We start from the raw sequence: 24,523 nt of genomic DNA on the forward strand, positions 1-24,523 counted from the left end.
TTGACTAAGGCCCCGAGGGGCTGCGGTCTTCGCGCAAGCGAGCTGGGTCCAGCATGCGCGCCAGTTCAATCAAGGTGCGCGACTGCATTTTTTCCAGTGCGCGTGCGCGGTGAACTTCAACCGTGCGCATGGTAATGCTCAGGTCCTGGGCAATCTGTTTGTTCAGCCGTCCTTCCAGGGCCAGAGCCAGCACTTCGCGCTCGCGCTGGGACAGGGTTTCCAGACGCGCCTCCAAAGCCTGCTCAGTGGCGCGCTCATCCTGACTGGCCTCGTAGCTGCGCAGTACGTCCAGAACCCGGTCCACCAGATCGTTATCGTTAAAGGGCTTTTCGATAAAATCTGCCGCACCTTGTTTTAAGGCGGTCACGGCCAGGGGCAGGTCGCCGTGGCCGGTCAGAAAAATAACGGGCAGGCTGGACTGGCGTTCACGCAGTTGCTCAAAGACCTCCAGGCCGGACAGGCCGTCCATACGAATGTCGAGCAGGATGCAGCCCTGGCTCTCTGGGCCCAGGGCATCCAGAAAGGCCTCGCCACTGTCCCACAGTTCGGTGTTGACCTGACGGGTGCCAAAGAGCCAGGACAGGGCATCGCGAATGGCCGGGTCGTCGTCCACGATGTGGACCAAAGGAGCGCGCTTAGTCATGTTCGATCAAAGGTAAGGAAAACAGAAAAGTCGCACCGTGGGGAACCCCGTTTTCAAACCAGAGTTTGCCATGGTGCAGCTCAACGATAGAGCGGCAAATATTCAAACCAATTCCCAGGCCCTGGGCTTTGGTGGTAGTGAAGGCCTGAAACACTTCAGCCATGATGGTGGAGGCCACGCCAGGGCCCTGGTCTGCCACCATCACCAGCACCACACCGTTGCTGGCCTGCATAGTCACTTCCAGCACCCGACGCTCCGGCTCCAGGCCGGACATGGCTTCTGATGCGTTGCGCAGCAAATTGAAGATCAGTTGTTCCAGTAGCACCTTGTCACCCATAACGGGCAGGTGTTCCGGGTGAGCGGGCGCAATCAGTTGAATCTGATGATGGCGCAGCCCAGCCTTGGCCATGGCCAGCGCTCCTTGCAAGGCCTCGGACAGATTAAGTGGGCTGAGCTGCGGATCTCGCTTGCGTACAAAGTCGTGAATACGGTGAATGATCTGCCCTGCGCGGCGGGTTTGTTCGGCCAGACTCTCCAGTCCCCGACGTAGTTGGGTGGGGTCCAGCGGCTCATTGGCCAACAGGTTCAGCGACCCGGCGGCATAGCTGGCAATGGCGGATAAAGGCTGATTCAGTTCGTGGGCCAAGGTCGAGGCCATCTCTCCCATGGTGACGAGCTTGGCTGTGTGATGCAGCTGTTCAGATTGAGAGCTGGCCAGCGCCTCGGCCTGCTTCCGGGAGCTGATGTCGATGACAGAGCTGATCCAGCCCACATGCATACCCTGGGCGTCGATCAGGGGGGACTCAAAAACTTGTATATCCAGGCGCGAACCGTCAGGGCGCTGGAACAGAGTGTCAAAGACCTGCACGGAAGGGGCGGATTTCAGACGATCCCGGCGTTCCAGGGTTTCGTCCATCATTTCCGGCACCCACCAGGGCATGGGCGGTGTCAGCCCAATAATGTCTTCGCTGCTGCGGCCCACCAATTCACAGAAAGCCGGATTCACGTAAAGCACCTTGCCGTCCAAATCGCGGGCGCGCATGCCGGTAACCATGGAGTTTTCAATGGCGCTGCGAAAGGCCTGTTCCTGCATCAAGGCCAGCTCGGCATCGCGACGCTTGCGGGCGTAATGGTGCTGCATGGCCAGGTTGACGACGGCCAGCAGGGCCAGACCGGCAATCACCGTTAGCAGCAGGGTGAAGGTGGGAATGTTCTTTTGCGGGTAGGGCGTCATCAGTAAACGCACGCCATGCAAAGGCGGGTCTACCGACATGGCGTAGCGCAATTCGCTCTCGCCCGGTTCGCCTTTGGAACGCATGGCAAGGGCTTGGTCGCTCTGGTCGATCAGGGTGACGTGATACTGCTCGGCAATCCACCAGGGCACGTTTTCCATCAGGATGGTGGCCAGGGAAAAGGTGGCGCGCAAGGTGCCGACAATATCGTTCTCTTCGTAAATCGGCACGACCAGATCCAGCACGCTTTCCTGGTGCTCGTTGGAAAAATAGGCGGGTAGCCAGGTCGATGTGCGTGGGGTACTGACGTGGGCCGCAATCCGGGTATCGGCACCGGGGGGGCGCACCAGCAAAGTAGTACCAAAGCGGTCTTGCACTGCAACTTTCAACAGATCCGGGTGAATGGTCTTGAAGTGCTGCAGTTGTGTCAGGGCCGACTGGGTACTGATGAGATCCGACTGAACCTCAATTTCGCTGGCAATGCGGCTTAGGTTGTTTTCGTGTGAGCGCAGTTGAAAAGATAGGGACTGCTCAACCCACAAGGCATTGCGGATCAGTTCATTGGACTGTTCATCGTCGCGCTCATTATTGACTGCCCAGGCAAACACGCCCATCAACAGCACAATGATCAGGATCGCCAAAATAGGCACATAGGTGCTGATCGGGTGAGCGGCCAAGGTGCGCGAAGCAGCCTGGCGTATGAATCCGGACGGACGGGCAAGACGCATCATGACAAATAGTTTCGGATTTCCACAATAGATAATTCTGGGCTGCTTTTTTAAGCTACACGCTTTAACGCATATCAATCAATAAAACGTGTCGGTTCTCAACCGACCGGAGGCAAACATGAAAAAGACCCTTGTGGCCAGCTTGCTGGCGTCCGTATTCCTGTCCGCGCCTGTCTGGGCCAACCCCATGATCATCAAGTTCAGCCATGTTGTATCGCCAGATACACCCAAGGGCAAGGGCGCTGTGCGCTTTAAAGAATTGGCTGAAAAGTACACTGAAGGCAAGGTCGTGGTTGAAGTCTACCCGAACTCGCAGCTGTACAAAGACAAGGAAGAGCTGGAAGCGCTGCAACTGGGTGCTGTTCACATGCTGGCTCCGTCGCTGGCCAAGTTCGGTCCTTTGGGCGTGCGTGAATTTGAAGTGTTCGACTTGCCTTTCATCTTTAATGACCGCAGTGATTTGCGTAAGGTCACCGAAGGTCCTGTGGGCCGCATGTTGCTGGACAAGCTGGAGCCTAAAGGCATCAAGGGTCTGTCCTACTGGGATAACGGCTTTAAGGTCATGAGCGCCAACAGCCCCCTGAAAAGCATTGACGACTTCCTGGGCTTGAAGATGCGTATCCAGTCCTCCAAGGTGCTGGAAGCTCAATTCAAAGCATTGGATGCCGTGCCCCAGGTGATGGCATTCTCCGAGGTTTACCAGGCTCTGCAAACTGGTGTTGTGGATGGTACCGAGAACCCGCCGTCCAATATGTACACCCAGAAAATGCACGAAGTGCAAAAGCACGCCACCGTGTCCAACCACGGTTACCTGGGCTATGCCGTCATCGTGAACAAGAAGTTCTGGGAAGGTCTGCCTGAAGATATTCGCAAGGGTATGGAAAAAGCCATGGATGAAGCCACGGTCTATGCCAACGACATCGCCGAGCAGGAAAACGAGGAATCCATGAGTGCCATGAAAGCCTCGGGCAAGACTCAGTTCTACGAGTTGAGCGCTGCTGAGCGTGAAGAGTGGGTCAAGCAATTGCGCCCGGTTCACAAAGAAATGTCCTCGCGCATTGGTCAGGACGTGATCGACGCTTTCTATAAAGCCACCGAATAAGCGGCTTGCCCGCCTGATTGCCTTGTACAGGTCTGATTCAGACCTGTTCTCTTTTCCTTCCCGCTACTGCTTTGCGCTCACCCGCTGCCGGGTGGGCCATTGGTAGTCTGGAGCTATCCATGTTTTTACGTATTCTGGACCGCTTTGAGGAGACGTTTATTTCGTTTCTGATGGTGTCCGCCGTGGTAATTATTTTCGTCGCGGTGTGCCAGCGCTACTCGATCAGCCTGTTGGCCGATCTGGTGTCCTGGGCGCGAGCGAATGGTCACGAGTCTTTGATGGCCATGGCGCGCTCTACCTACCGTAGCGTTGTGAGCCTCAATTTGCTTTGGGCGCAAGAGCTGTGTATTTACCTGTTTGTCTGGATGGCCAAATTTGGCGCGGCTTACGGTGTGCGTGTGGGGATCCACGTAGGGGTGGATGTGTTGGTCAACTCCGTGGGGCCGCGCTGGCGTCATCTGCTGGTGGTCATTTCCCTGTCTTCCGGCGCTTTGTTTACGGCCATTGTTGCCTGGATTGGCGGCAAGTTCGTGTACGGCATTGCCCAGACCGCCCAGGTATCGGCTGACCTGGAAGTGCCTGTGTGGATTGTGTATCTGGCGGTGCCTTCGGGTTCCTTGCTGATGTGCTTCCGCTTCCTGCAAGCCTTGATGAATTTTATCCAGACTGGCCATTTGCCTCAGCATCAGCCCGGCGCTGATCTGATGGACGAAACAGAGCGCGGTGTGTCTGAATCCGAAGGAGCGCGCGCATGACCGCCCTGATTATTTTCGCTATGCTGGCTGTCCTGCTGTTGACAGGGATGCCAGTTTCAATTGCTTTGGGTCTGACGGTGATGGGTTTCCTGTTCACCATGACCGAAGTACCCATGGACAGTATTGCGCTCAAGCTATTCACCGGAATTGAGAAGTTCGAGATCATGGCGATCCCGTTTTTCATTCTGGCTGGTAGCTTCCTGACCCATGGTGGGGTGGCGCAGCGCATGATTCGTTTTGCCGCCTCGATGGTGGGCCACTTGCCCGGCGGTATGGGTCTGGCTGCTGTGCTGGCATGCGCCTTGTTTGCTTCCATCAGTGGTTCTTCGCCTGCAACGGTGGCGGCTATTGGTTCTATCATGATTCCCGCCATGGTCAAACAAGGTTATCCCGTGCAGTTCGGGACAGGCATTGTGGCGACTTCTGGCGGCTTGGGTATTTTGCTGCCACCTTCGATTGTGATGGTGATGTATGCCGTGGCCACCAGCGGAATGATGGTGGAAGGCCCGGATGGCATGAAAGTGGGCACGGCCTCGATTGGTCAGCTGTTTATTGCGGGTGTAGTGCCAGGCCTGATTCTGGCCGTGTTCCTGGGCGCGACCACCATGTTCCGCGCCTGGAAACTGAACTATCCCCGTATGCCGCGTGCTTCGTACAAAGAGCGCTGGCGTGCCTTCATGGACTCCATCTGGGGTCTGATGCTGATCGTCATTGTGATGGGCGGTATTTACTCGGGTGTGTTCACGCCCACTGAGGCTGCGGCGATCAGTGCGGTCTACGCCTTTGTAATCGCAGTCTGGGTCTACAAGGATGTGAAGCTGCGCGAGGTAAAACGCATTGTGCTGGAATCGGCAGCCATGAGTGCCATGCTGCTGTACATCATCACCAATGCGGTCATGTTTGCCTTCATTCTGACTTCCGAACAGATTCCCCAGGCGATTGCGGAATGGATTGTCTCGCAAGGGATGGGCCTGATTGCTTTCCTGCTGTTTGTGAACGTCTTGTTGCTGGTGATCGGCATGGTGATGGAGCCGTCGGGCCTGATCCTGATCATGGCGCCTATCCTGTTCCCCGTCGCCATGAAGCTGGGTATGGACCCGGTTCACTTTGGCATCATGCTGGTGGTGAATATGGAGATTGGCTTGGCGACGCCGCCAGTAGGGCTGAACTTATATGTGGCCTCCAGCATATCCAGGTTGGGTTTGACCGAAGTGACCAAATCCACCGTACCTTGGCTGCTGACCGGTTTGGCCTTCCTCTTGCTGATTACGTTCGTACCTGAAATTACGCTTTGGCTGCCCCGCATGATGGGATGGCTGTAGAAGTCCTGATCGCTATCCGCGCTCAGGGCGGGTGAGCCCATGATGTGGCAGAACGGCTTTATGCAATCTGCATAAAACCTGAATCACCGTGAAGGCCGGGCGACAAGCCCGGCCTTTTTTATGGGTGTTCATGCTGGTGTTTTATAGACGGTGTTCTATGATGAAACGTACTGATAAGTATTATTTGCCTATTAGACAGGCCAGTCTATTAGTATCATAGGTTGTTCGGGCCGCCATGCTGGCGGTATTTATTCATACGGAGACCTTATGTCCATTTCAGTCGGTGAGCGCGTTCCAGACGCGACCCTTAGCGAGTACATTGAAACCGCCACGGAAAGCTGCCCTCTGGGCCCCAATAACTTTCAGGTGGCTGATCTGGTTAAAGGCAAGAAAATTGCCGTGTTTGCCGTTCCAGGCGCTTTCACCCCCACCTGCTCCGAGCAGCATCTGCCTGGCTTTATCGCCAAAGCTGATGCATTCAAAGCAGCTGGCGTGGACGAGATCTGGTGCGTGGCAGTGAACGATCCTTTCGTGATGGGCGCTTGGGGCAAGTCCCTGAACGTCAATGGCAAGGTCCGTTTGTTGGCTGACGGCAGCGCCATCTGGACCAAAGCACTGGGTCTGGAATTTGATCTGACTTCCAAAGGCCTGGGCGTACGCGCCAAGCGTTTTTCCGCCTTGCTGGAAGACGGTGTTGTCACACAATTGAACATTGATAACGACGGCGGCCTGCACACAACAGATGCAGACACGCTGTTGAAACAGGTACAGTCTTAAGTATCTGATCCCGCGCCTGTCCGGCGTGGCGTGGGATAGAAGGATTACGAAGCGCTGGCTGCAAGCTGGCGCTTTTTTTACCGTCTTCGTATTGCAAACTTGAGGCTGCACAGGCCGATGAAAGCGATTGCGAGGATGGTGATGCAGTTTTTTTAGGATGTGTGGATGCTGTCATCGGTGGGTGCGTTTTCGTCCCTGTACTTTGCGACTCTGATGCTCTTGCTCAGCTCGGGCTTGTTCAATACCTTCATGGGGGTGCGCCTGACGGCCATCTCGGTGTCAGAGGTATGGATTGGCGGGTTGATCGCGGTGTATTACCTGGGTCTGGTATTTGGTGCTCGTATGGGTCACCGCCTGATTATGGGCGTGGGCCATATTCGCGCGTACGCTGCCAGTGCCGCCATTGTCACCATCTGTGTGCTGGTCCAGATCATGGTGGACTCCATGTACATCTGGCTGCTGCTGCGCTTTTTGGCGGGGGCGGCGATGGTCGTGCAATTCATGGGGATTGAAAGCTGGCTGAATGAGCAAAGCGACAATAGCCAGCGTGGCACCATCTTTGCTTTTTACATGGTGTTTTCCAGCCTGGGGACGGTGCTGGGGCAGTTGTCACTGACCTTGTTCCCGCACTTGAATTACGAGCCCCTGGTCTTTGTGGCTATTTGTTCGGCCTTCAGTCTGGTGCCGGTGGCGATTACTCGTCGCAGCCATCCACCCTTGCAAGTGCCCGCGCCGATTAACGCACGCTATTACGTGGACCGCGTACCTTTGTCCATGATGGTACTGCTGGTGGCCGGGATGCTGACGGGTGCATTTTACGGCTTGGCGCCGGTGTATGCAGTGCGTGTGCATTTAAGCAATGAGCAGGCCGCTTTGTTTGTGGCCGTGTCGGTAGCGGCCGGTGTGCTGGCGCAGTGGCCGGTGGGTTGGCTGGCCGATCGCATGAATCGCGTCAAACTGATTCGTATCAATGCAGTCTGTTTGCTGGTGCTGGCCATTCCCTTATGGGGCTGGTTTGAAGCACCGTTCTGGTTCTTGCTGGTTTTTTCCGCCTTGTTCGGGATTTTGCAATTTACGCTGTACCCCTTGGGCGCGGCCTTTGCCAACGACAACGTGGACCCGGAGCGCCGGGTGGGTCTAAGCGCCATCCTGTACATGGTCTATGGCTTGGGCGCCTGTGTGGGGCCGCTGCTTGCTGGTGGTCTGATGACTTATATAGGCAGCAATCTGTACTACATCTTTGTGGCGATCTGTGGCTTGGCCTTGGTCTTGCTGATCCGTCCACAAAAGGTACTGGGTGATCACTTGAGCCAGGATGCGCCAACCACCTTTGTGCCCATGCCCGACAGTTTGCAAAGTTCGGCTGCGGCGGTGGCTCTGGACCCACGAGTGGATATCAGCTCCGACGTATCGCATGATCCGGTGTTCGAAGATTTGCCCCCTATGGAAGAACGGGTGCCAGCAGGTGTTGAAAGTGCGCCGGTGGAACCTGTGGTGGAAGAGGACGCTACTGATACGGCGAGTGCAGAAGAAGAGCGTAAACCCGCGGATTCTGCGACTTGAGGGAGCTGCTCCGCTATCTCGCAGGGTAGGTCACCGCAGACAAAAAACCCCAGGCATTGCCTGGGGTTTTTCATGAAGCGCTATGGCTTTCTGTGTATGGCTGTCCTGCTGCTTAGATCTGGAATTCAGGCCCTGAGAATTCGGCCTCGACGTGAATCTTTTTGGCCAGAATATCCTGTTGAAGTGCGGCAATGTGTTGGCGAACCGATTCGGGGGTGTCTGGCGCCATAATCAGACGCACGGCGTCGGGTTGCTGCAGGCCAACCTTGAAAATTTTGCCGGATTCAAACTTGTTCTCGCTTAAATCCTTGCAAGCCTCGAACACGCCAATGCCCACATCGGCCCAGGCCGAGCCAATGAATACGTCCGGCTCACGGGCCACCCAATCGATCACATTGCCGATCTCTTTGATGCCTAGTTCGCGACAAGCCTGGGTGGTGCCGCTGCGGCCTTTGTTCAGCATGGTGTAGATGATATCCGCACCTGCCTTGGCCTGGGCTTGGGTCACGCGTGCGGCCAGTTCCACGTCATCCTGATTGCCGGAGAAGTTGGTCAGCAGTTTCACATCGGGGTTGGCGTATTTGACGCCAGCCGCATAAGAGGCTCGGGCGCGTAGGCCAGGAGGCACGCGGATTCCCGACTGGTGGGCAACCACGCCGGTCTTGGTCATCAGGGCTGCATAGGCGCCTGCCAGCCAGGCCGATTCTTCCTGCTGCACGTCATAGCTGCTTAGGTTGTTGGCAGTGACGGCGCCTTGGGTAATGACAAAACGAATATCGGGAAATTCCTTGGCCACGGCTAGAGCGGCATCCGTGTTTTGGCCACCGTGGGCGATCAGCAAGGTAGGCTTGTATTTTGTAGCCAACTCACGCAAGGCTGCAATCTGGGCTTGGGTTTCGTTGGCAACCTGGTCTTTGTATTGGCCCGTGATGGGTAATTGGTCCAGGGCTTTTTTAAAGCCCTGGTAACCGGCTTGCATGAAGCCGTTGTCATCGATATGGCCGCAAAATAATGCGGCGACTACGGGCTTGTCAGCAGCCAGAACGCTGCGATTGGCCCAAGGGGCGATCAGTGCGCCCGCACCCGCAGAAGCGGCAGCCAGCAATAGTTGACGACGGGTGAATCCGTTCATGATTATGTCTCCTGGGTAGTCTCCGACGTGGTCGTCGGTAAAAAGTTTTTTTCTAATCTACAGGAGATGAAAAGACAACGCGCTCTTAAGTTTTAAATGTCAAATATACGATTTGGCTTATAACGCGGTTTGCAGAGCACGTATGAAACACGCCCTGCGGTATTTTTCTGGTTTATCGAGGAATCAGGGCAACGATGGCGCCAATGGCCAGGGCCACACCGACCATATTGAGGACAGTAAGCTTCTCTTTGAAGAAACCCGCACCGATCACGGCACCCAAGGCAATCACGCCAATATTCATGGCTGAGAACACCAGCGTGGGGTTCTCAGGGAATATCTGGTGGGCACGGATATAAAAGAAAATGTTCCCGAAATTCAGCGAACCTAAAACCAGACCGGCCAACAGACTGCCCCGATGCCATACCGTGCGTTTGGCCAGCAGCCAGCACAGCATCAGTACCCCGGCTAGCGAGAAGGACACCACCAGGCTGCTGGAGAAGGCCGCACCGGCTTTGGAGAGCTGCTTGAACATGATGTCAATCACGCCATAACCCAGCCATACGGCCAAAAGCATCAGAGTTGGATGTCCAGGGCCTGAGTCTTGGCTATTTGTTTGACGAGGGCGTATCAGCAAAAACAGCAGAGCGCTCAGGGCCAAGGCAATGCCCAACAGCTTCTGGTTGCCTAGATGTTCACCAAACAGCAGGAAGGCGGCCAGCAAGGGAAGAAACAGCGATAGACGTTGGGCCGCATCGCTCAGCACAATCCCGGCCTGCCGTACTGCCGCTGCCATGAACAGAAAGACGCTGGGCAGCAGGACTCCCAAGGCAATCAGAATCCACCAGGGCGTGGCAGGATGGAGCAGGCTGCTGGGATGCGGTTGCAGCAGTACCAGACTAAGGGTGACGGCCACACCGTAATTGACCATGATGGCCTGGGCCACATCGATCTGCCGTTGGCGGGCCACTTTTAGCAGAATGGAAACAGCGACACTGCACAGAATGCTGGCAATCAGGGTGAGCATTTTAAAGGGCCTCGACCATAGCGCGTGGACGGGTTTGTTCCAGAGACAGGGGGGGCTCGGACAGAGTGGTTTTAGCGGCTTCTAACTGCAGGCGGGCAAACAGGTTTTGATCCGCTACGAACTGCGGGTTGCCGGTCGTCAGCAATTGTTCACCGTAGAAAATGGAATTGGCACCAGCCATAAAGCACAGCGCCTGGGTGCTGTCATCCATGGTTTCGCGGCCAGCGGAAAGACGCACGGCACAGGTGGGCATCAGAATACGCGCAACGGCAATGGTGCGGACAAACTCGAAGGGGTCCAGGTCTTCTACCTGATCCAGAGGCGTGCCAGGTACTTTAACCAATTGGTTGATAGGCACAGATTCGGGGTAGGGGCGCATGTTGGCCAGCTGAGCCAGCAGGCCAGCGCGTTCGCGACGGCTCTCGCCCATACCTATAATCCCGCCACAACAGCTGTTCAAACCAGCTGCGCGCACCCGCTCCAGCGTGTCCAGGCGATCCTGGTAAGTGCGCGTGCTGATGATCTGGCCATAAAACTCGGGCGAGGTGTCCAGATTGTGGTTGTAGTAGTCCAGCCCTGCTTGTTTCAGACGCTCGGCCTGACCGTCTTTCAGCATGCCCAGCGTGACGCAGGTTTCCAGTCCCATGGCCTTGACGGCGCTGACCATATCAATCACCTGGTCCAGCTGTTTCTCCGTGGGCGAGCGCCAGGCGGCTCCCATGCAAAAACGCTGTGCGCCCTGTGCCTGGGCCGCACGGGCGGCTTCCAGCACTTGATTCAAGGGCATCAAGGGTTCGGGTTCCAGCTCGGTCTGATATTTGGAGGACTGGGGGCAGTACGAGCAATCTTCCGGACAGGCGCCGGTCTTGATGGACAAGAGGCTGGAGAGCTGAATTTGATTGGCAGGGTGATGCTGTCTATGTACGGTCTGCGCCTGGAAAAGAAGATCCATAAAGGGCAGGTCATAAAGCTCCATGATGCGACGGATCGTCCAGGGGGCAACAGTATTTACAGACATGGCAGGCTACCTTATTCAGTGACGCAGCTATGCTAGATTTTCTGCCTGTGAAAGACGACTGCGGCACAGAATAGGAGTAGGGTGTTTTAGACTGTCTGGATGCTATTTGCTGGGTAGTTAAGCGAAGTTGCCATTAACTTCGCTTAATTATCAAGGTTCGGTTTGATATAAATTGTTTCATCGACAATGTTTTCTAAATGTTTCTGGAATTGGTTTTGTGCCTGATCGCCGTAGCTTCAGCTTTTTTATCCGCGGTAAACTGAGGGGCGATTTTGCGAAAGGATAAGCATGCACGTGTTCGAGCGCCGCATCACCGTGGAATGGGGTGATTGCGATGAAGCAGGGATTGTTTTCTATCCCAATTATTTTTATTGGTTTGACTGCACCTATCAGGCCTGGCTACGTCAGGTGGGCTTAAGCCAGCGCATCTTGCGGCAAGACTACGATGCGGTCACGCCCTTGGTCGACGTGGGGGCCAACTTTCGTGCTCCAGTCACCTACGACCGCGAAATTCGCGTTTGCGTGCAGGTAGCTCAATGGATGGATCGTCGCTTCAAGTTGGAGTATCAGGTCTTTAATATGGATGGCGTGCTGGTTGCGACGGGCCATGAATGGCGCGCCTGGGCACAGGTTCTGCCGGAAGGGCGGCTTAAAGGTGCTGTTATCGCTGAGGGCTTTCGCCAGCGCCTAGAAGGGAACGGAACTGTTTAAATCGGCCTGATTCGATTCAGGCAGGCGCTGTTGCACTTGATGCAGTTGGGGCTTGCCATTAGCCGGGATATAAATGAAAGCTAGTTGCTTGAACAGGCGTGCCTGCCAGCGCGCTTGCTGCAAGCTGATATCCAGCACCAGCAGGCTGGGTTCGTCAGGCCATTTGCCTACCGGGTCCAGATTCACAGCGGGCCACCAGCGCAGATTCAGTTTCTGCAGATCGCGCAACAGGCTCTCCTGCACCGCATCATTAAAAGCACGGCTACAAATCTGTGCGCCTGGATTGCAGGCCGTCAGAATGGCTGCTCCCTGGCTGTTTTCTTGTTCCAGTAATTGATTCAGCGGGTGATTGAGCTGGCCGATGCGCACGTCTATATCGCCCTGGGGGCTGTGTACACGATAGATTGCCTTCTCGAAAGCGTGAGACAGGGAGGCGGGCAGGTCTTTGGGTGTAGACATAAGCTATCTTGCGTCGTTCTGTTCTCTGGACCCACAAGACTAGCAGTGGGATGCATGGTTTGTGTCACTGAGCCCCCACACCACGCAGGCTTACTGCCCGCGTGGTGTGGGAAAGCTTGTTTCAGGCCATGCATCCATTATTTACACAGTTTCAGCCCTCAAGCAAGTTATGCGCTGCGCGGGTCCTCGATCCGGTTCCAGATTGCGTACAGGCTGGGCAGGAATAACAGAGTCAGTACGGTGCCAATTGCGGTGCCACCGATCAGTGTCAATGCCATGGAACCCCAGAACACTGAAAAGGACAGGGGGATAAAGGCCAGCACCGCGGCTAAGGCGGTCAAAATAACCGGGCGGGCCCGTTGCACTGTGGCTTCAATAACAGCGTCATAGGGCGATGCACCTTCGGCCCGGTTGGTCTTGATCTGTTCAATCAGAATCAGTGTGTTGCGCATTAAAATCCCTGCCAGACCAATCAAGCCCAGGATGGCGGTAAAGCCAAAGGGTTGCTGGAAGATCAGCAAGGCTGGCACGCTGCCAATCAGGCCCAAGGGGGCCGTCAGGAACACCATGATCATGGACGAGAGCGAGCGAACCTGAATCACAATGACCAGCAGCATCAGGATAATCATGACCGGGAATACCGGCAGCAACGCATCATTGGATTTTTTGGCTTCAGCAGTAATCCCGCTCATCTCGATCAGGTAGCCCGGTGGCAGAGACGCTTGCAGAGAAGCGAACTCTTTCATCACACGATTTGCCACTTCTGCCGGTTGTACGTGTGGGGCAATATCCCCCCGCACCGTCATGGTGGGTAAACGATTGCGACGGGCCAGCTTGGGTTCTTCCTGAATAATTTCCAGCTTACCTACTTGCTCCAGAGGCAGGTTCTGGCCCTGATCGTTCATGACGGTCAGCCCGGACAGGCGGGTGGGGTCATGCCGGTTGATGGCCGAGCTGCGTGCCACCACCAACACGTTGCGCAGGTCTTCGCGGTATTCAGCCACGGTAGTGCCATCCAGTTGCAACTGAATTTGCTCCGCCAGACTTTGGCGGTTCAGCCCCAAGGCTTGCAAACGTTGTGGGTCAACATCGAGCTTTAGCACCGGCACGCGTGAGCCCCAGTCAACGTTCACCTGACGCATATCCTTATCGGCACGCATCACGCCCATGGCTTGCTCGGAAATATCGCGCAGCTTGTCCAGATCGGGGCCCCGCACCAGGAACTCCACGGGGTATTTGGTCGATGGGCCAAACACCAATTGTGTGGCGCGGACTCGCGCTTCAGGCGTCAAGCCATCGGCCACCACCTGACGGAAGCGTTGTAGCAAGTCGTCCCTGGCGTGTTGATCCGCAGTCAGAACCACCAGACGTGCGAAGGAAGGATCGGGTAGTTCAGGGTTATAGGACAGGAAAAAGCGCGGTGCGCCCTGTCCGGAGTAGCTGGTGACCAGCTTGGTTTCCGGCTGCTCGCGCAACCAGCTCTCTACCTTGCGGGTAATAGCTTGGGTGGACTGGATGCCACTGCCCTCAGGCAACTGCACTTCCACCAGGAGCTCGGGCCGGTCAGAGGTCGGGAAGAATTGTTGTTTGACGAAACCCATGCCCAGGGCCGCCAGCACAAGGGCAATGACCACAATCCCGGTAACCCAGAATTTGTGATGAACCGACCAGGCAATCATGCGACGCAGACGCACATAGTTGGGGGTGTCGTAGATGGCCTGATGCCCCCCCGGGCGGGCAGGAATGGCGGGCAGTAGCTTGACACCCATATAAGGTGTGAAGGCTACGGCGACCAGCCAGGAGGTCAGCAAGGCGGCGGCCAGAATCCAGAAGATATTACCCGCGTATTCGCCCGCGGAGGAACGGGCAAAGCCCACCGGCAGAAAGCCAATAATAGTGACCAGAGTGCCGGACAGCATGGGGGCAGCGGTATGGTTCCAGGCATAGGCGGCGGCTTTCAGGCGGTCCATGCCTTCCTCCATTTTCACGATCATGATCTCGATCGCAATAATGGCGTCATCTACCAGTAGGCCCAGCGAGATAATCAGTGCGCCCAGCGTCACCCGGTCAAAAACCTTGCCTGTCATCATCATGATGACAAACACCATGGCCAGCGTCAGAGGCACTGCCGCGGCCACCACAATACCCACGCGCCAGCCCATGCTGACCAGACACACCAGCAGCACCACACTGAGTGCCGCAAAGAATTTGAACATGAACTCGCCCACGGCTGAGGCAATGTTCACGGACTGGTTGGTGACGGTGTCCAAGGAGAAGCCCAAAGGCAGGGCAGCTGCAATATCTTCGCGAGCTTTTTCCAGATCCTTGCCCAAGTACAGACCGTTATAGCCTTCCTGCATCACCACATCCAGCAGCATGGCGAATTGCGCGTTGTGGTGAATCTCGAAGCTAGGCGGGTCTTCGTAACCGCGGCTGACGGTAGCAATATCGCCCAAGCGCAGATTGTGACCTTGCACATAAATATAGGTATTGCTGATGGCGTCCAGATCATCCAGCCCGGCACTAATGCGCAGGTGAATGCGTGGGCCATCTGTGCTGACGGCCCCACTGGCAGTCATGGCGCTGCGTTTCGACAAGGCTTGCAGAATCTGCTGCGGATTCAGTTGCAGATTGTGTAGCTTGGCCTCGTCCAGATCCACAAAAATGCGTTCGCTTTGCTCACCTAGAATATTGACCTTCTTGACGCCGGGGACCTGCAGCAGCTGATTGCGTACCTTCTCGGCTTCACGGGTCAGCAAGCGGGGGGGTAAGCCGGGCGCCTGCAGCGCAAACAGACCGAAGGATACATCCGAGTACTCATCGTTAACGAAGGGCCCCTGCACGCCTTTGGGCAATCGTGGGGCCTGGTCCTGCAATTTTTTTCGTAATTGATAAAACTCGTTTTGGACATCCGCAGGCGGCATGGAGTCTTTCAAGGTCACCACCATCAAGGCGGTGCCAGGGCGCGTGACGGTTTCCACCTTGTCGAACCAGCGCAGCTCCTGCATGCGCTTTTCCATAGGCTCGGCCACCAGATCTTGCATTTCCTGGGCGGTGGCACCGGGCCACATGGCAGTGACGGTCAGAACTTTGACGGTAAAGGCCGGATCTTCAGCTCGTCCAAGCTTGACGAAGGAATAGAGGCCGGACGCTGCAATTGCAATAATCAGGAATAGCGTAATGGCCCGTTCCCGTACCGCCAGAGCGGAAAGATTAAAACGGCCTGTCATGGTTTGGCCTCGCGCGTCTCGGGGCGGACTTCCTGGCCTTCATGCAAAAGATTGGCGCCCAAGCCCACGATAGACGTACCGGCCTCAGGGCCCTCAGACAAATAGGCATGTTCCTGCGCCAGCTTGGCAATGGTCACCGCTTGCCAATGCACGGTTTTTTGATCGTCAATCACCCATACGCCGGGGCCTTTGCCGGCATCGTAAATTGCCGTCAGCGGGATTTGATTCAAGGCATTGGCATCTGGGGGAGTCAGGTGCACGATGGCGCTGGAGCCCAGTCTGGCCGTGACGTTTTCATCCGCAAACGAAAAGCGGGCCTGATAGCTGCGGGTGGCGGGGTCGGAGGACTGTGCCAGTTCACGCAGTTGAGCAGGCACACTTTCTTGAGAGTCGGTCAGTTCAATGGTGGCGTGTGTGCCCAAAGGGATATCCCATTGCTCGGGCAGGCTGACAATGACATCGCGTGGACCATCTTGAGCCAGACGCAACACAGCTTGTCCGGCACTGACGACTTGGCCGACATCACCCAACTGAGCCGTAATGATGCCGCTGGCCTCTGCTTTCAATGCGCTGTACTGGTCGGCATTGTGGGCAATCTCGGCCTGTGCCTGGGCAGACTTCAAATTGGCCTGAGCGCTACGCAGCGCTTGTTTGCTTTGTTCGTGAGCTTGGCGGGAAACGCCGCCTTGCTCGACCAGCAAGGAGAAGCGCTGGTAGTCTGATTGAGCCTGCTCCGCCTGGGCCGTCGCGGCTTGAACCGCAGCCAGACGTGCGCGGTGATCCAGTTGCAGGTCTTTTGGGTCCAGCGTCATCAGGAGCTGTCCTTTTTCAACATGCTCGCCATTCTGGACCTTGCGCGTATCAATCTTGCCGCCTACCCGGAAAGCCAGAGGGCTTTCTACCCGCGCACTGATCAAACCCAGAAAACGTCGCTGCTGATCAGCCTTGGGTTGAATCACGCTTTGAATCACCAAAGGAGCCTGGGTGCGAGGGTCGGACTCCTTCGCTTGCTGGCTGCACCCCATCAAGACAAGGGCGGTAAACAAACTCAAGGCAGGGCTAAGGTAGCGGAAACGAGCCATGCAGGACTCCGGGAAGGTAAATGGTTGGGTTAACTGTTACTTAATGCCTGATTGTCAGGGCATCAGGCTGCGCAGGATCAGTTGCGTGATCACATGCAAGCCTTGGCGAGTTTTTTCCGGCGGGTGCATCTCCAGCAGGACAGGATGCAGACACGGGGTCAAGGCCAGCAGAATGCCTTGGGCCACGTCGTCCAAAGGCGTGCGGCGCTCAAAGTCGCCGCTTTCTCGGCCAACCCGCAAGAGTGCGACAATCTGTGCCTGCAAGTCCTGCCTGTGCTGATCGACGGTTGCCCAGTCGTTTTGCAGGGCCTCAATCACCACTTCCTGCATTCGGCCTTCCTGTAAGAACAGCTCCAGGCTTAGAGTACAGGCCGTCTCAATGAATTGGCGCAAGCGCTCGATGGGCGGCAGATCGCTCTCGACAATCTCTTGCAGCTGTACATGCATGCCATTTAAAACCGAATGACAAATGGCTTGGCCAATAGCCTGCTTGGAATCGAAAAAACGGTAGAGATACGCGCTGGATACGCCTATGGACTTGGCCAGACTGGCGACCGACGTTTTGCGATAGCCATACAGCCGAAAGTGCGTATTGGCCTGCTCGATGATCTGTTCACGGCGATGGTGCTCGGTCGGGCCGCGCTGGCCGAGGGTGCTGGCTGGCATAGAAGTTGAATATTGAAGTAACGATAACGCAATACATTAACTTCAACGCTGAAATACGACAAGAGAATTGAGTGCCTTGTCTTAGAAAACTACGGAGTTACGCTGCCCGGAGACTAAGAGACTAAGAGACTAAGAGACTAAGAGACTAAGAGACTAAGAGACTAAGAGACTAAGAGACTAAGAGACTAAGAGACTAAGAGGTGAGAGGGGGGATGGTGGGTGGCTCAGAGCTAAGAAGCTCAGGGCAAAGGGGCGCTAGGCGAAGGGCTGACCGTTATTCAGGCCGGGATAGGCTTGGCTGCAGAAGTCTTAGGCTTTGGTCGTTATTGATGATTGTGATGAAGGTGACGTTTCGGCCAGGCATGAAAAAAGCCTGACAGATCGAAATCTATCAGGCTTTCTGAATCTTTTGGCGGAGCGGACGGGACTCGAACCCGCGACCCCCGGCGTGACAGGCCGGTATTCTAACCAACTGAACTACCGCTCCGCAGCGGTTGCCAAGCAAAAGCTTTGGCGTCCCCTAGGGGATTCGAACCCCTGTACCCACCGTGAAAGGGTGGTGTCCTAGGCCTCTAGACGAAGGGGACAGGACTTACAACTACATCGTCGTTTTGGTGGAGGTAAGCGGGATCGAACCGCTGACCTCTTGCATGCCATGCAAGCGCTCTCCCAGCTGAGCTATACCCCCAATTTTCATCGCTTTGTATTTCGACTAGGTCAAAACACCAAAGCAGTGAAATAAGTGTCAGGCTTGACGAGGCTTGCCACTTCAAACTGCTAAAACCAGTCTGGAACTGATTTTTAAAATCTTTTGGCGGAGCGGACGGGACTCGAACCCGCGACCCCCGGCGTGACAGGCCGGTATTCTAACCAACTGAACTACCGCTCCGCAGCGGTTGCCAAGCAAAAGCTTTGGCGTCCCCTAGGGGATTCGAACCCCTGTACCCACCGTGAAAGGGTGGTGTCCTAGGCCTCTAGACGAAGGGGACAGGACTTACAACTAATCTTCGTTTTTTGGTGGAGGTAAGCGGGATCGAACCGCTGACCTCTTGCATGCCATGCAAGCGCTCTCCCAGCTGAGCTATACCCCCATTTCGGTGTTCTTTTTGTCGACCACCAACGAAGAATTGAGATTATGAAGGTGTTTTAGACTTTGCGCAAGCTTTTTGAGAGGAAAAAGCTAAATAAAGTGAAAAAAATGCTTGGGAGGTTTGGCTGAGGGCCTGGAGGGTGGCAGGGCGACAGCTGTGCCATGGCTCGTTACAAGGATGAAGTCTGGATCAGAACATAGCCGCAAGTGCTTGTATCTTTTTGTTTTATACGGAGTTTTGTATCTTCTTTGTGTCACAAAATTTCATTTAAACCTTAATTGAAGGAAATTATTTCATGTCCTGCCGTCGTTTTTTTGTCCTTGTTTTTACTGCTTTATTCTCTCCTTAGGCGCACAAATGCAGGGTTCATGCGAAATTTGGACTGTCCTGTAATCTAATGATGGTATGCTTCGTTGAGTAACATTTCACCTGCAATAATTACGTTTTGTAGGCCATTCCCTTAGCCTGCATTTTTTATTTAATGGCGCTATGTCAGCAAAGCAGTGCATATCATCACCTCTGCCTGTTCCAGTGGATGCACACAGACGAATCAGTTTAGGTGCTTTGCTAATCTGGGGACTTTTGGCCTGGCTGTTGCTGATCTCGGCAACGGTTACTGTCATTTACAAGCAAAATCAGGCAGAAACCCGTCTGCAGGCTAGCAGTGGTTTGCTGCGTCAGCTCTCTGACATCAGTTATTCCGTGGCCCTGTCCGCGCCCTCCAGTTCTACTCCCGCCCGTTTGCGTTATTTGGATCAGCAGTTCCAAGGGGTCGTGCAGTTGCTCAAAGATGGTGGCATGGTCGACGGTGTTCTGCTTACGCCGCTGGACAAGCCCTTGCTGGGCCTGGTGGCCCAACTAAGTAATGAATGGCAACGGCGTCTGATGCGCCTGGACTTCCCGGTCAGCTCGGAACAAGTGCTCTTGCCGGCCGTCAGTCTGAATGCGGAAGATTCTTTGTTTCGGCATAACACCCAGCAATTGCTGGATGCTTTTGATGCCACGCGAGAAAGTACCCGCTCGCAGCACCGTTGGACGGTGTTTGTCATGTTGGGGCTGGATTTGATTGCCCTATGCCTGTCTTACTTCATGTTCCGTACTTGGGCGGCCGATCCTTTGCGGCAGCTGGTCGCTCAGGCCAGTGCTTTTTTTGGTGGTAATTATCGGGCCAAAAGCACCAGTTCCGGCACGAGTGAAACACGCTATTTATCGCAAATTCTGAATTACTGCGGCTTGCAGATTCAACAGCGAGATGCACAGTTTTCTATTCAGCAGCGCAATTTATCGCAGCTCAATGCGATATGTCGCAGCTTGAGTCATAACCCTTTATTGGGAGTTTATTTATCCCGGGATGGCCGCTTCGATTTTGTTAATAAGAAGCTGGCCGAAACATTGGGATATAGCCGCGCACAATTGCGCCAGGAATTCACGGTGGATCAGGTATTTCTGGAGCCGCGCTTTCCCTCTTTGACTCAAGTGGTGCCGGATTCGCGTTCAGGCGGCAATAGTTTGCGCTATGAAACCCGGGCGCTTCGCTACGACGGCAAATCCATTGATGTGGAAATTTGTGCGATTCCAATTCGGTTGGAGGGGCGTACGGCGATGGTGTCCGTGGTGCAGGACATCACCACGCGGGTGCGTAACGAAGTCACCGGTCGTCTGGCCGCGGTGGTGTACGAGAACACCTGCGAAGCCATTGTGGTGACTGACCGTTTCGGCCATGTGGTGGATGCCAACCCGGCCTTTAGCCGTATTACAGGCTATGAACTGGACGAGGTCCGGGGTCGTACCTTGTCTATTCTGAACTCGGGCCGTCAGGACCGTGATTTTTATCGCAAGATGTGGCGTGAAATCTCCGAAACCGGGCGTTGGCAGGGAGATATCTGGAATCGCCGCAAAAACGGCGAGGACTTTGCGGAACGTTTGACGATCAGTACGGCCTGGAATCCGGATGGTACGGTGTATCGCCACATTGGCTTGTTCACTGACATTACCAGCCATAAAAAACGTGAAGCGCAGATGTGGAAGCAGGCGCACTACGATCACTTGACGGGCTTGCCTAATCGGCAGATGTTTCAGGACCGTTTGCAGCAGGCACGCGAGCAGTCCCGTCGTACTGGCTTGCCCTTTGCCCTGATCTTTATGGATCTGGATTTTTTCAAGGATGTGAACGATTCCCTGGGCCACGAAAAGGGCGATGTGCTCTTGCAGGAAGTGGCGCAGCGTCTGCAACGCTGTGTGCGGGTAACGGATACTGTCGCCCGTATTGGTGGCGACGAGTTCACTGTCATTCTGTCGGATATCAGTGACACCTCCATTGTGGAGCGCACTTGCCGCTGCCTGCTGGACACCATTGAAGAGCCTTTCCAGTTAGGCAAGAATTCGGTGTCCGTTTCTGCCAGCGTGGGTATTACGCTGTTTCCTGAAGATGGTGATGATGCCGGGCAGCTACTGAAAAATGCCGATATGGCCATGTACGCCGCCAAGGCGTGTGGCCGCAATCAATACTGTCGTTTCCTGCCTGCTATGAGTGAAGCAGTAGAAGCGCGTTTACGTTTCTCTCAGGATTTGCAGCAAGCCTTGAGCGAGCAGCAGTTCCAGCTTTATTACCAGCCTATTGTGGATTTGCGTACAGGAAAAGTAACCCGCGCCGAGGCCCTGATTCGCTGGGAACACCCGCAACTCGGCTTGGTGCCGCCGTCAGAATTCATTCCTTTTTCTGAAGACTCCGGGCTGATTGTTCTGATCGGTGAATGGGTCTTCGAGACCGCTGCCCAAGCTGCAGTTATGTTGCGAGACCAGTTGGACCCCAGTTTCAGAGTCAGCCTGAACGTGTCACCCGCCCAGTTCAAACTGAACGGCTCCTGCGCACGGGATTGGGTAGAGTATCTGCAAAATCAGGGCATTCCAGGCGAGGCTTTGGTCGTGGAAATTACCGAACGTTTGCTGTTGGACGATCAGGGACAAGCCCTGCAACAGTTACGTTCCTTGCGTGAATACGGCATGAGCGTGGCTTTGGATGATTTCGGTACTGGCTATTCATCCCTGTCGCACTTGAAGCGTTTCTCTATCAATGTGCTCAAGATCGACCAATGCTATATCCGTAATCTGGCCTTGAGCAGTGAGGATCTGGTGCTGACGCAGGCCATGATTGTGATGGCGCAAAAGTTGGGTTTGCTGGTCGTAGCAGAGGGGGTAACCAGCCATGAGCAGCTTGATTTGTTGAATCATGCTGGCTGCGACTATATGCAGGGCTATTTGTGTTCAACCCCTATTCCTGCTGATCAATTCGTGGATTGGTGCAAGACCTGGAACCGGGATCAGGCTGATGGGTTTGCAGAGCGTCTGCATCCCGGCGCATCGCGCTCGATAGCAGCAGGGTCTGCCCAGACAAACCCCACTGCATTCTAAGTCTGGATTCAGCGTTTGCGTCTAGCGCTGGCGTCGCGAGCGCCAGGCAAAAATTACCAGGATCAGGCTGGCCCAGATCAGGAAGGGCCAATTGCCGTATTTCACGTAGGGAGTCAGGCCAGTAGTGCCTTGTACTTCTACATCCAGTACACCGGGTGCCAATGGCGGCAAGACGGCGCGGATACGACCACGGGGATCAATAGCAGCTGTCATGCCGGTATTGGTGGCTCGCAACATAGGGCGACCTGTTTCCAGGGCACGCATGCGCGAGATTTGTAGATGCTGGCTCAAAGCCCAGGAATCACCAAACCAGCCCAGGTTACTGATGTTAAGCAGCAAGGTAGCGCCTTCTTGTCCCGGACTGCCTTGCACGGCCTGGATAATTTCTTCACCAAACACGTCTTCGTAGCAGATATTGGGGGCAACACGTCCTTCAGCCATCTGGAAAGGGGCTTGGGGCAGAGCGCCCCGATGGAAGTCCCCCAAAGGGATTCTCATCATGTCCACAAACCATTGAAAGCCAGTCGGAATGAACTCACCGAAAGGCACCAGATGATGTTTGTCGTAATAACTGGCTGTGCTGTTCAAGATGTCCTGTGGTTGCGTATCCGGGCTGATCAGCAAGGCACTGTTCGTATAGCTGAGCTTGCCGTTGACGGTGCCACGGTCCATCGGTACACCCAATACCAGATTGGCCTGATGACGTTGGGCCAGCTCTGTCCAGCGTAACCAGAAGCTGGTTTCCAGACGGTTCTGCAAAACAGGGATGACGGTTTCGGGCAGAACAATCAGGCGGGGCGCGTCTTCAGGAGATTTGGCAGGTAGGTTAGCCAGTTCGTAATAACGTTCTATGCCCTCGGCCATATTGGGGCCGAATTTGGCGCTTTGGTCGATATTGCCTTGCACCAGGCGGGCAATAAAAGGTGCACCATGCGGCTGTACCCAGGCAATGTGCGGCAAGCTGATGCCGATTAAACCAAAAACCATAGCGATACCAATGCCAATTGCGCTGGAAGGGCTTTGGTTTTTGTCTTTGGAAGCGGCAAATTGGGCGATGACAGCGGCACTGAAAGCTGACAGCCAAGCCAGGCCATAAACACCGATAACCGGTGCCCAGCCTGTAAACATGCCTTCCGCGTGCGAGTAGCCAATATTGAGCCAGGGAAAGCCGGTGAGTAAGTTACCGCGCAGCCATTCGCTTAATGCCCAGCAGCTGGCCCAGCCTGCCGATAATAGCAATCGGGGTAGCCAGGAATCACTATCGTGTTCAGGACGTAACTTTTGCCAGACAGCGGATGCCAGGGCAGGAAAGACGGCTAGCGCGGCGGCCAGCAGCAGGACTCCCAGGGCGGCCATCCAGGATGGCATGCCGCCGTATTGGTGCATGCTGATGTACAGCCAATAAATTCCTACGCCAAAGTGGCCTAGGCCAAACAGATAGCTGCGCCCAAAGGCTTGTCGTACCGATCGCGAACTGAAGATTTGCGAGCAGGCAATGGCCAGCAGAGTGATCTGGTAAAAGGGCAGAATCCAGGAGGGTAGCGGGCCTATGGAGAAGGACAGCGCATGCAGGCCCCCCAGGGCTAGCAATAAAGCGACACTAAGCGCCTGGGGTAAAGGCTTGGAATCAGTTTTGTTCAAGATGGGGCTCGGCGGGGGTGGCTCGCTGAACGTGTAACCAAAGGGCTCGTTTGGCATCGGCACGGACTACCGTAATGCTGATGCCATCGAGCTGGGCCACATCGCCCCGGCGAGGGATATGTCCCAATTCGGAGGCCAGCCAACCACCGACTGTATCAAAGTCGTCGTTAGGCAGGTTAGTGTGGAAGGCGTCGTTGAAATCGGGGATTTCAGTCAGGGCCATGACGCGCCAGCTGTCGGGGCCTGCCTGGAAAATGGTTTGTTCGGCGTCTTCATCGTATTCATCTTCGATGTCGCCAACAATTTGTTCCAGCACGTCTTCCATGGTGACCAGGCCTGCGGTGCCGCCGTGCTCGTCAATGACGACCGCAATGTGATTGCGGCTGCCACGGAACTCGTGCAGCAAGACATTAAGGCGCTTGGTCTCGGGGATGAACACCGCAGGACGAATCAGCGGACGCAAATCCAGCGTGGGATTGGCAATCGACAGCAGCAAGTCTTTGGCCAGCAAAATACCGATGATATTGTCGCGTTCCGTCTCGTAGATCGGAAAGCGGCTGTGCCCGGTTTCAATAATGATGGGCAGCATCTCGGTCAAGGGCTTGGCGATGTCCAGCATATCGATCTTGGACCGGGGCACCATGATATCGGCCACCGTTTTATTGGCCATATCCAGTGTGCCGGCGATCATGGACAGAGATTCGTCGTCGATAACTTTGCGGGCATGGGCCGCAACTAGGACAGACTTAAGGTCTTCTCGATCTTCGGGTTCGTGACGCCGATTAAAAAAAGCACTTAAGCGAGAGATGGGATTGTTTGAGCCGGCTTTAGAAGGGCGGGGCTCAGGGTCGGGGGCAGAGTCTGACATTGTCCGAAGGACGAGTTAAGGGAGAATCAAGCATAACCGAAAAATGATGACAGGGTATGGACCTGTCA

The 24,523-nt window shown here is 55.2% G+C and carries 18 protein-coding genes and 6 tRNA genes; 7 read left to right on the top strand and 17 right to left on the bottom strand.

Annotated features, from left to right (window positions below; genetic code table 11):
• Nucleotides 1-4: 4 nt before the first annotated feature.
• Both IE156_RS06935 and IE156_RS06940 read right to left on the bottom strand, forming a co-directional pair.
• The gene (locus IE156_RS06935) at nt 5-643 is read right to left on the bottom strand and encodes a response regulator transcription factor (RefSeq protein ID WP_189391804.1); all 639 of its coding nucleotides are present in this window, start codon (nt 641-643) and stop codon (nt 5-7) included.
• The gene (locus IE156_RS06940) at nt 636-2,606 is read right to left on the bottom strand and encodes a sensor histidine kinase (RefSeq protein ID WP_189391805.1); all 1,971 of its coding nucleotides are present in this window, start codon (nt 2,604-2,606) and stop codon (nt 636-638) included. Before IE156_RS06940 ends, IE156_RS06935 begins: the two co-directional genes overlap by 8 nt.
• Nucleotides 2,607-2,721: 115 nt before the next feature.
• Between IE156_RS06940 and IE156_RS06945 the strand changes: the two genes are divergently transcribed.
• The 5 genes from IE156_RS06945 (at nt 2,722) to IE156_RS06965 (ending at nt 8,122) form a co-directional block, all read left to right on the top strand.
• Nucleotides 2,722-3,705: a TRAP transporter substrate-binding protein gene (locus tag IE156_RS06945; RefSeq protein ID WP_189391806.1), complete on the top strand. Its 984-nt coding sequence runs from the start codon at nt 2,722-2,724 to the stop codon at nt 3,703-3,705.
• A gap of 119 nt (nt 3,706-3,824) precedes the next feature.
• Complete coding sequence (locus IE156_RS06950) at nt 3,825-4,460, top strand: TRAP transporter small permease (protein WP_189391807.1); 636 nt, start codon at nt 3,825-3,827, stop codon at nt 4,458-4,460.
• Nucleotides 4,457-5,782: a TRAP transporter large permease gene (locus IE156_RS06955; protein WP_189391808.1), complete on the top strand. Its 1,326-nt coding sequence runs from the start codon at nt 4,457-4,459 to the stop codon at nt 5,780-5,782. The genes IE156_RS06950 and IE156_RS06955 overlap by 4 nt, the downstream gene beginning before the upstream one ends.
• 267 nt (nt 5,783-6,049) lie before the next feature.
• Nucleotides 6,050-6,559: a peroxiredoxin gene (locus IE156_RS06960; protein WP_189391809.1), complete on the top strand. Its 510-nt coding sequence runs from the start codon at nt 6,050-6,052 to the stop codon at nt 6,557-6,559.
• Between the two features lie 165 nt (nt 6,560-6,724).
• Nucleotides 6,725-8,122 (top strand): MFS transporter, encoded by a 1,398-nt coding sequence (locus IE156_RS06965; protein ID WP_189391810.1) that lies wholly within the window; start codon nt 6,725-6,727, stop codon nt 8,120-8,122.
• A gap of 112 nt (nt 8,123-8,234) precedes the next feature.
• Here IE156_RS06965 and IE156_RS06970 read toward each other — a convergent pair whose 3' ends face one another.
• From IE156_RS06970 to bioB, 3 genes are all read right to left on the bottom strand, one after another.
• The gene (locus IE156_RS06970) at nt 8,235-9,254 is read right to left on the bottom strand and encodes a BMP family protein (RefSeq protein ID WP_189391811.1); all 1,020 of its coding nucleotides are present in this window, start codon (nt 9,252-9,254) and stop codon (nt 8,235-8,237) included.
• 172 nt (nt 9,255-9,426) lie between these two features.
• Nucleotides 9,427-10,278: an EamA family transporter gene (locus IE156_RS06975; protein ID WP_189391812.1), complete on the bottom strand. Its 852-nt coding sequence runs from the start codon at nt 10,276-10,278 to the stop codon at nt 9,427-9,429.
• 1 nt (nt 10,279) lies between these two features.
• On the bottom strand, nt 10,280-11,296 hold the full coding sequence (bioB, locus tag IE156_RS06980; RefSeq protein WP_189391813.1) for a biotin synthase BioB: 1,017 nt from the start codon (nt 11,294-11,296) through the stop codon (nt 10,280-10,282).
• 288 nt (nt 11,297-11,584) lie between these two features.
• Between bioB and IE156_RS06985 the strand changes: the two genes are divergently transcribed.
• The gene (locus IE156_RS06985; RefSeq protein WP_189391814.1) at nt 11,585-12,007 is read left to right on the top strand and encodes an acyl-CoA thioesterase; all 423 of its coding nucleotides are present in this window, start codon (nt 11,585-11,587) and stop codon (nt 12,005-12,007) included.
• Here the strand turns inward: IE156_RS06985 and IE156_RS06990 are convergent.
• The 10 genes from IE156_RS06990 to IE156_RS07035 form a co-directional block, all read right to left on the bottom strand.
• Complete coding sequence (locus tag IE156_RS06990; protein WP_189391815.1) at nt 11,984-12,466, bottom strand: DUF3293 domain-containing protein; 483 nt, start codon at nt 12,464-12,466, stop codon at nt 11,984-11,986. The genes IE156_RS06985 and IE156_RS06990 overlap by 24 nt on opposite strands.
• 167 nt (nt 12,467-12,633) lie before the next feature.
• On the bottom strand, nt 12,634-15,696 hold the full coding sequence (locus IE156_RS06995; RefSeq protein ID WP_189391816.1) for an efflux RND transporter permease subunit: 3,063 nt from the start codon (nt 15,694-15,696) through the stop codon (nt 12,634-12,636).
• The gene (locus tag IE156_RS07000; protein WP_189391817.1) at nt 15,693-16,778 is read right to left on the bottom strand and encodes an efflux RND transporter periplasmic adaptor subunit; all 1,086 of its coding nucleotides are present in this window, start codon (nt 16,776-16,778) and stop codon (nt 15,693-15,695) included. The genes IE156_RS06995 and IE156_RS07000 overlap by 4 nt, the downstream gene beginning before the upstream one ends.
• A gap of 54 nt (nt 16,779-16,832) precedes the next feature.
• Nucleotides 16,833-17,444, bottom strand: a complete 612-nt coding sequence (locus IE156_RS07005; RefSeq protein WP_189391818.1) for a TetR/AcrR family transcriptional regulator — start codon at nt 17,442-17,444, stop codon at nt 16,833-16,835.
• A 410-nt stretch (nt 17,445-17,854) separates the two neighbouring features.
• A tRNA-Asp gene (locus IE156_RS07010) sits at nt 17,855-17,931 on the bottom strand.
• 24 nt (nt 17,932-17,955) lie between these two features.
• Nucleotides 17,956-18,031 (bottom strand) — tRNA-Glu (locus tag IE156_RS07015).
• A 25-nt stretch (nt 18,032-18,056) separates the two neighbouring features.
• A tRNA-Ala gene (locus IE156_RS07020) sits at nt 18,057-18,132 on the bottom strand.
• A 124-nt stretch (nt 18,133-18,256) separates the two neighbouring features.
• Nucleotides 18,257-18,333: transfer RNA gene (locus IE156_RS07025), tRNA-Asp, on the bottom strand.
• Nucleotides 18,334-18,357: 24 nt separating this feature from the next.
• Nucleotides 18,358-18,433, bottom strand: a tRNA-Glu gene (locus tag IE156_RS07030).
• Between the two features lie 26 nt (nt 18,434-18,459).
• Nucleotides 18,460-18,535, bottom strand: a tRNA-Ala gene (locus IE156_RS07035).
• Nucleotides 18,536-19,117: 582 nt separating this feature from the next.
• On the opposite strand from IE156_RS07035, the gene IE156_RS07040 reads away from it, so the two are divergent.
• Nucleotides 19,118-21,946, top strand: coding sequence for a bifunctional diguanylate cyclase/phosphodiesterase (locus tag IE156_RS07040; RefSeq protein ID WP_229841083.1), 2,829 nt, complete (start codon nt 19,118-19,120; stop codon nt 21,944-21,946).
• Nucleotides 21,947-21,967: 21 nt separating this feature from the next.
• On the opposite strand, the gene lnt is transcribed toward IE156_RS07040, so the two are convergent.
• Both lnt and IE156_RS07050 read right to left on the bottom strand, forming a co-directional pair.
• On the bottom strand, nt 21,968-23,587 hold the full coding sequence (gene lnt, locus IE156_RS07045; RefSeq protein WP_189391819.1) for an apolipoprotein N-acyltransferase: 1,620 nt from the start codon (nt 23,585-23,587) through the stop codon (nt 21,968-21,970).
• Complete coding sequence (locus IE156_RS07050; protein WP_189391820.1) at nt 23,574-24,455, bottom strand: CorC family transporter; 882 nt, start codon at nt 24,453-24,455, stop codon at nt 23,574-23,576. Before IE156_RS07050 ends, lnt begins: the two co-directional genes overlap by 14 nt.
• Nucleotides 24,456-24,523: the final 68 nt, after the last annotated feature.

It is taken from the genome of Alcaligenes pakistanensis, from assembly GCF_014652815.1.
Classification (GTDB): domain Bacteria; phylum Pseudomonadota; class Gammaproteobacteria; order Burkholderiales; family Burkholderiaceae_B; genus Alcaligenes; species Alcaligenes pakistanensis.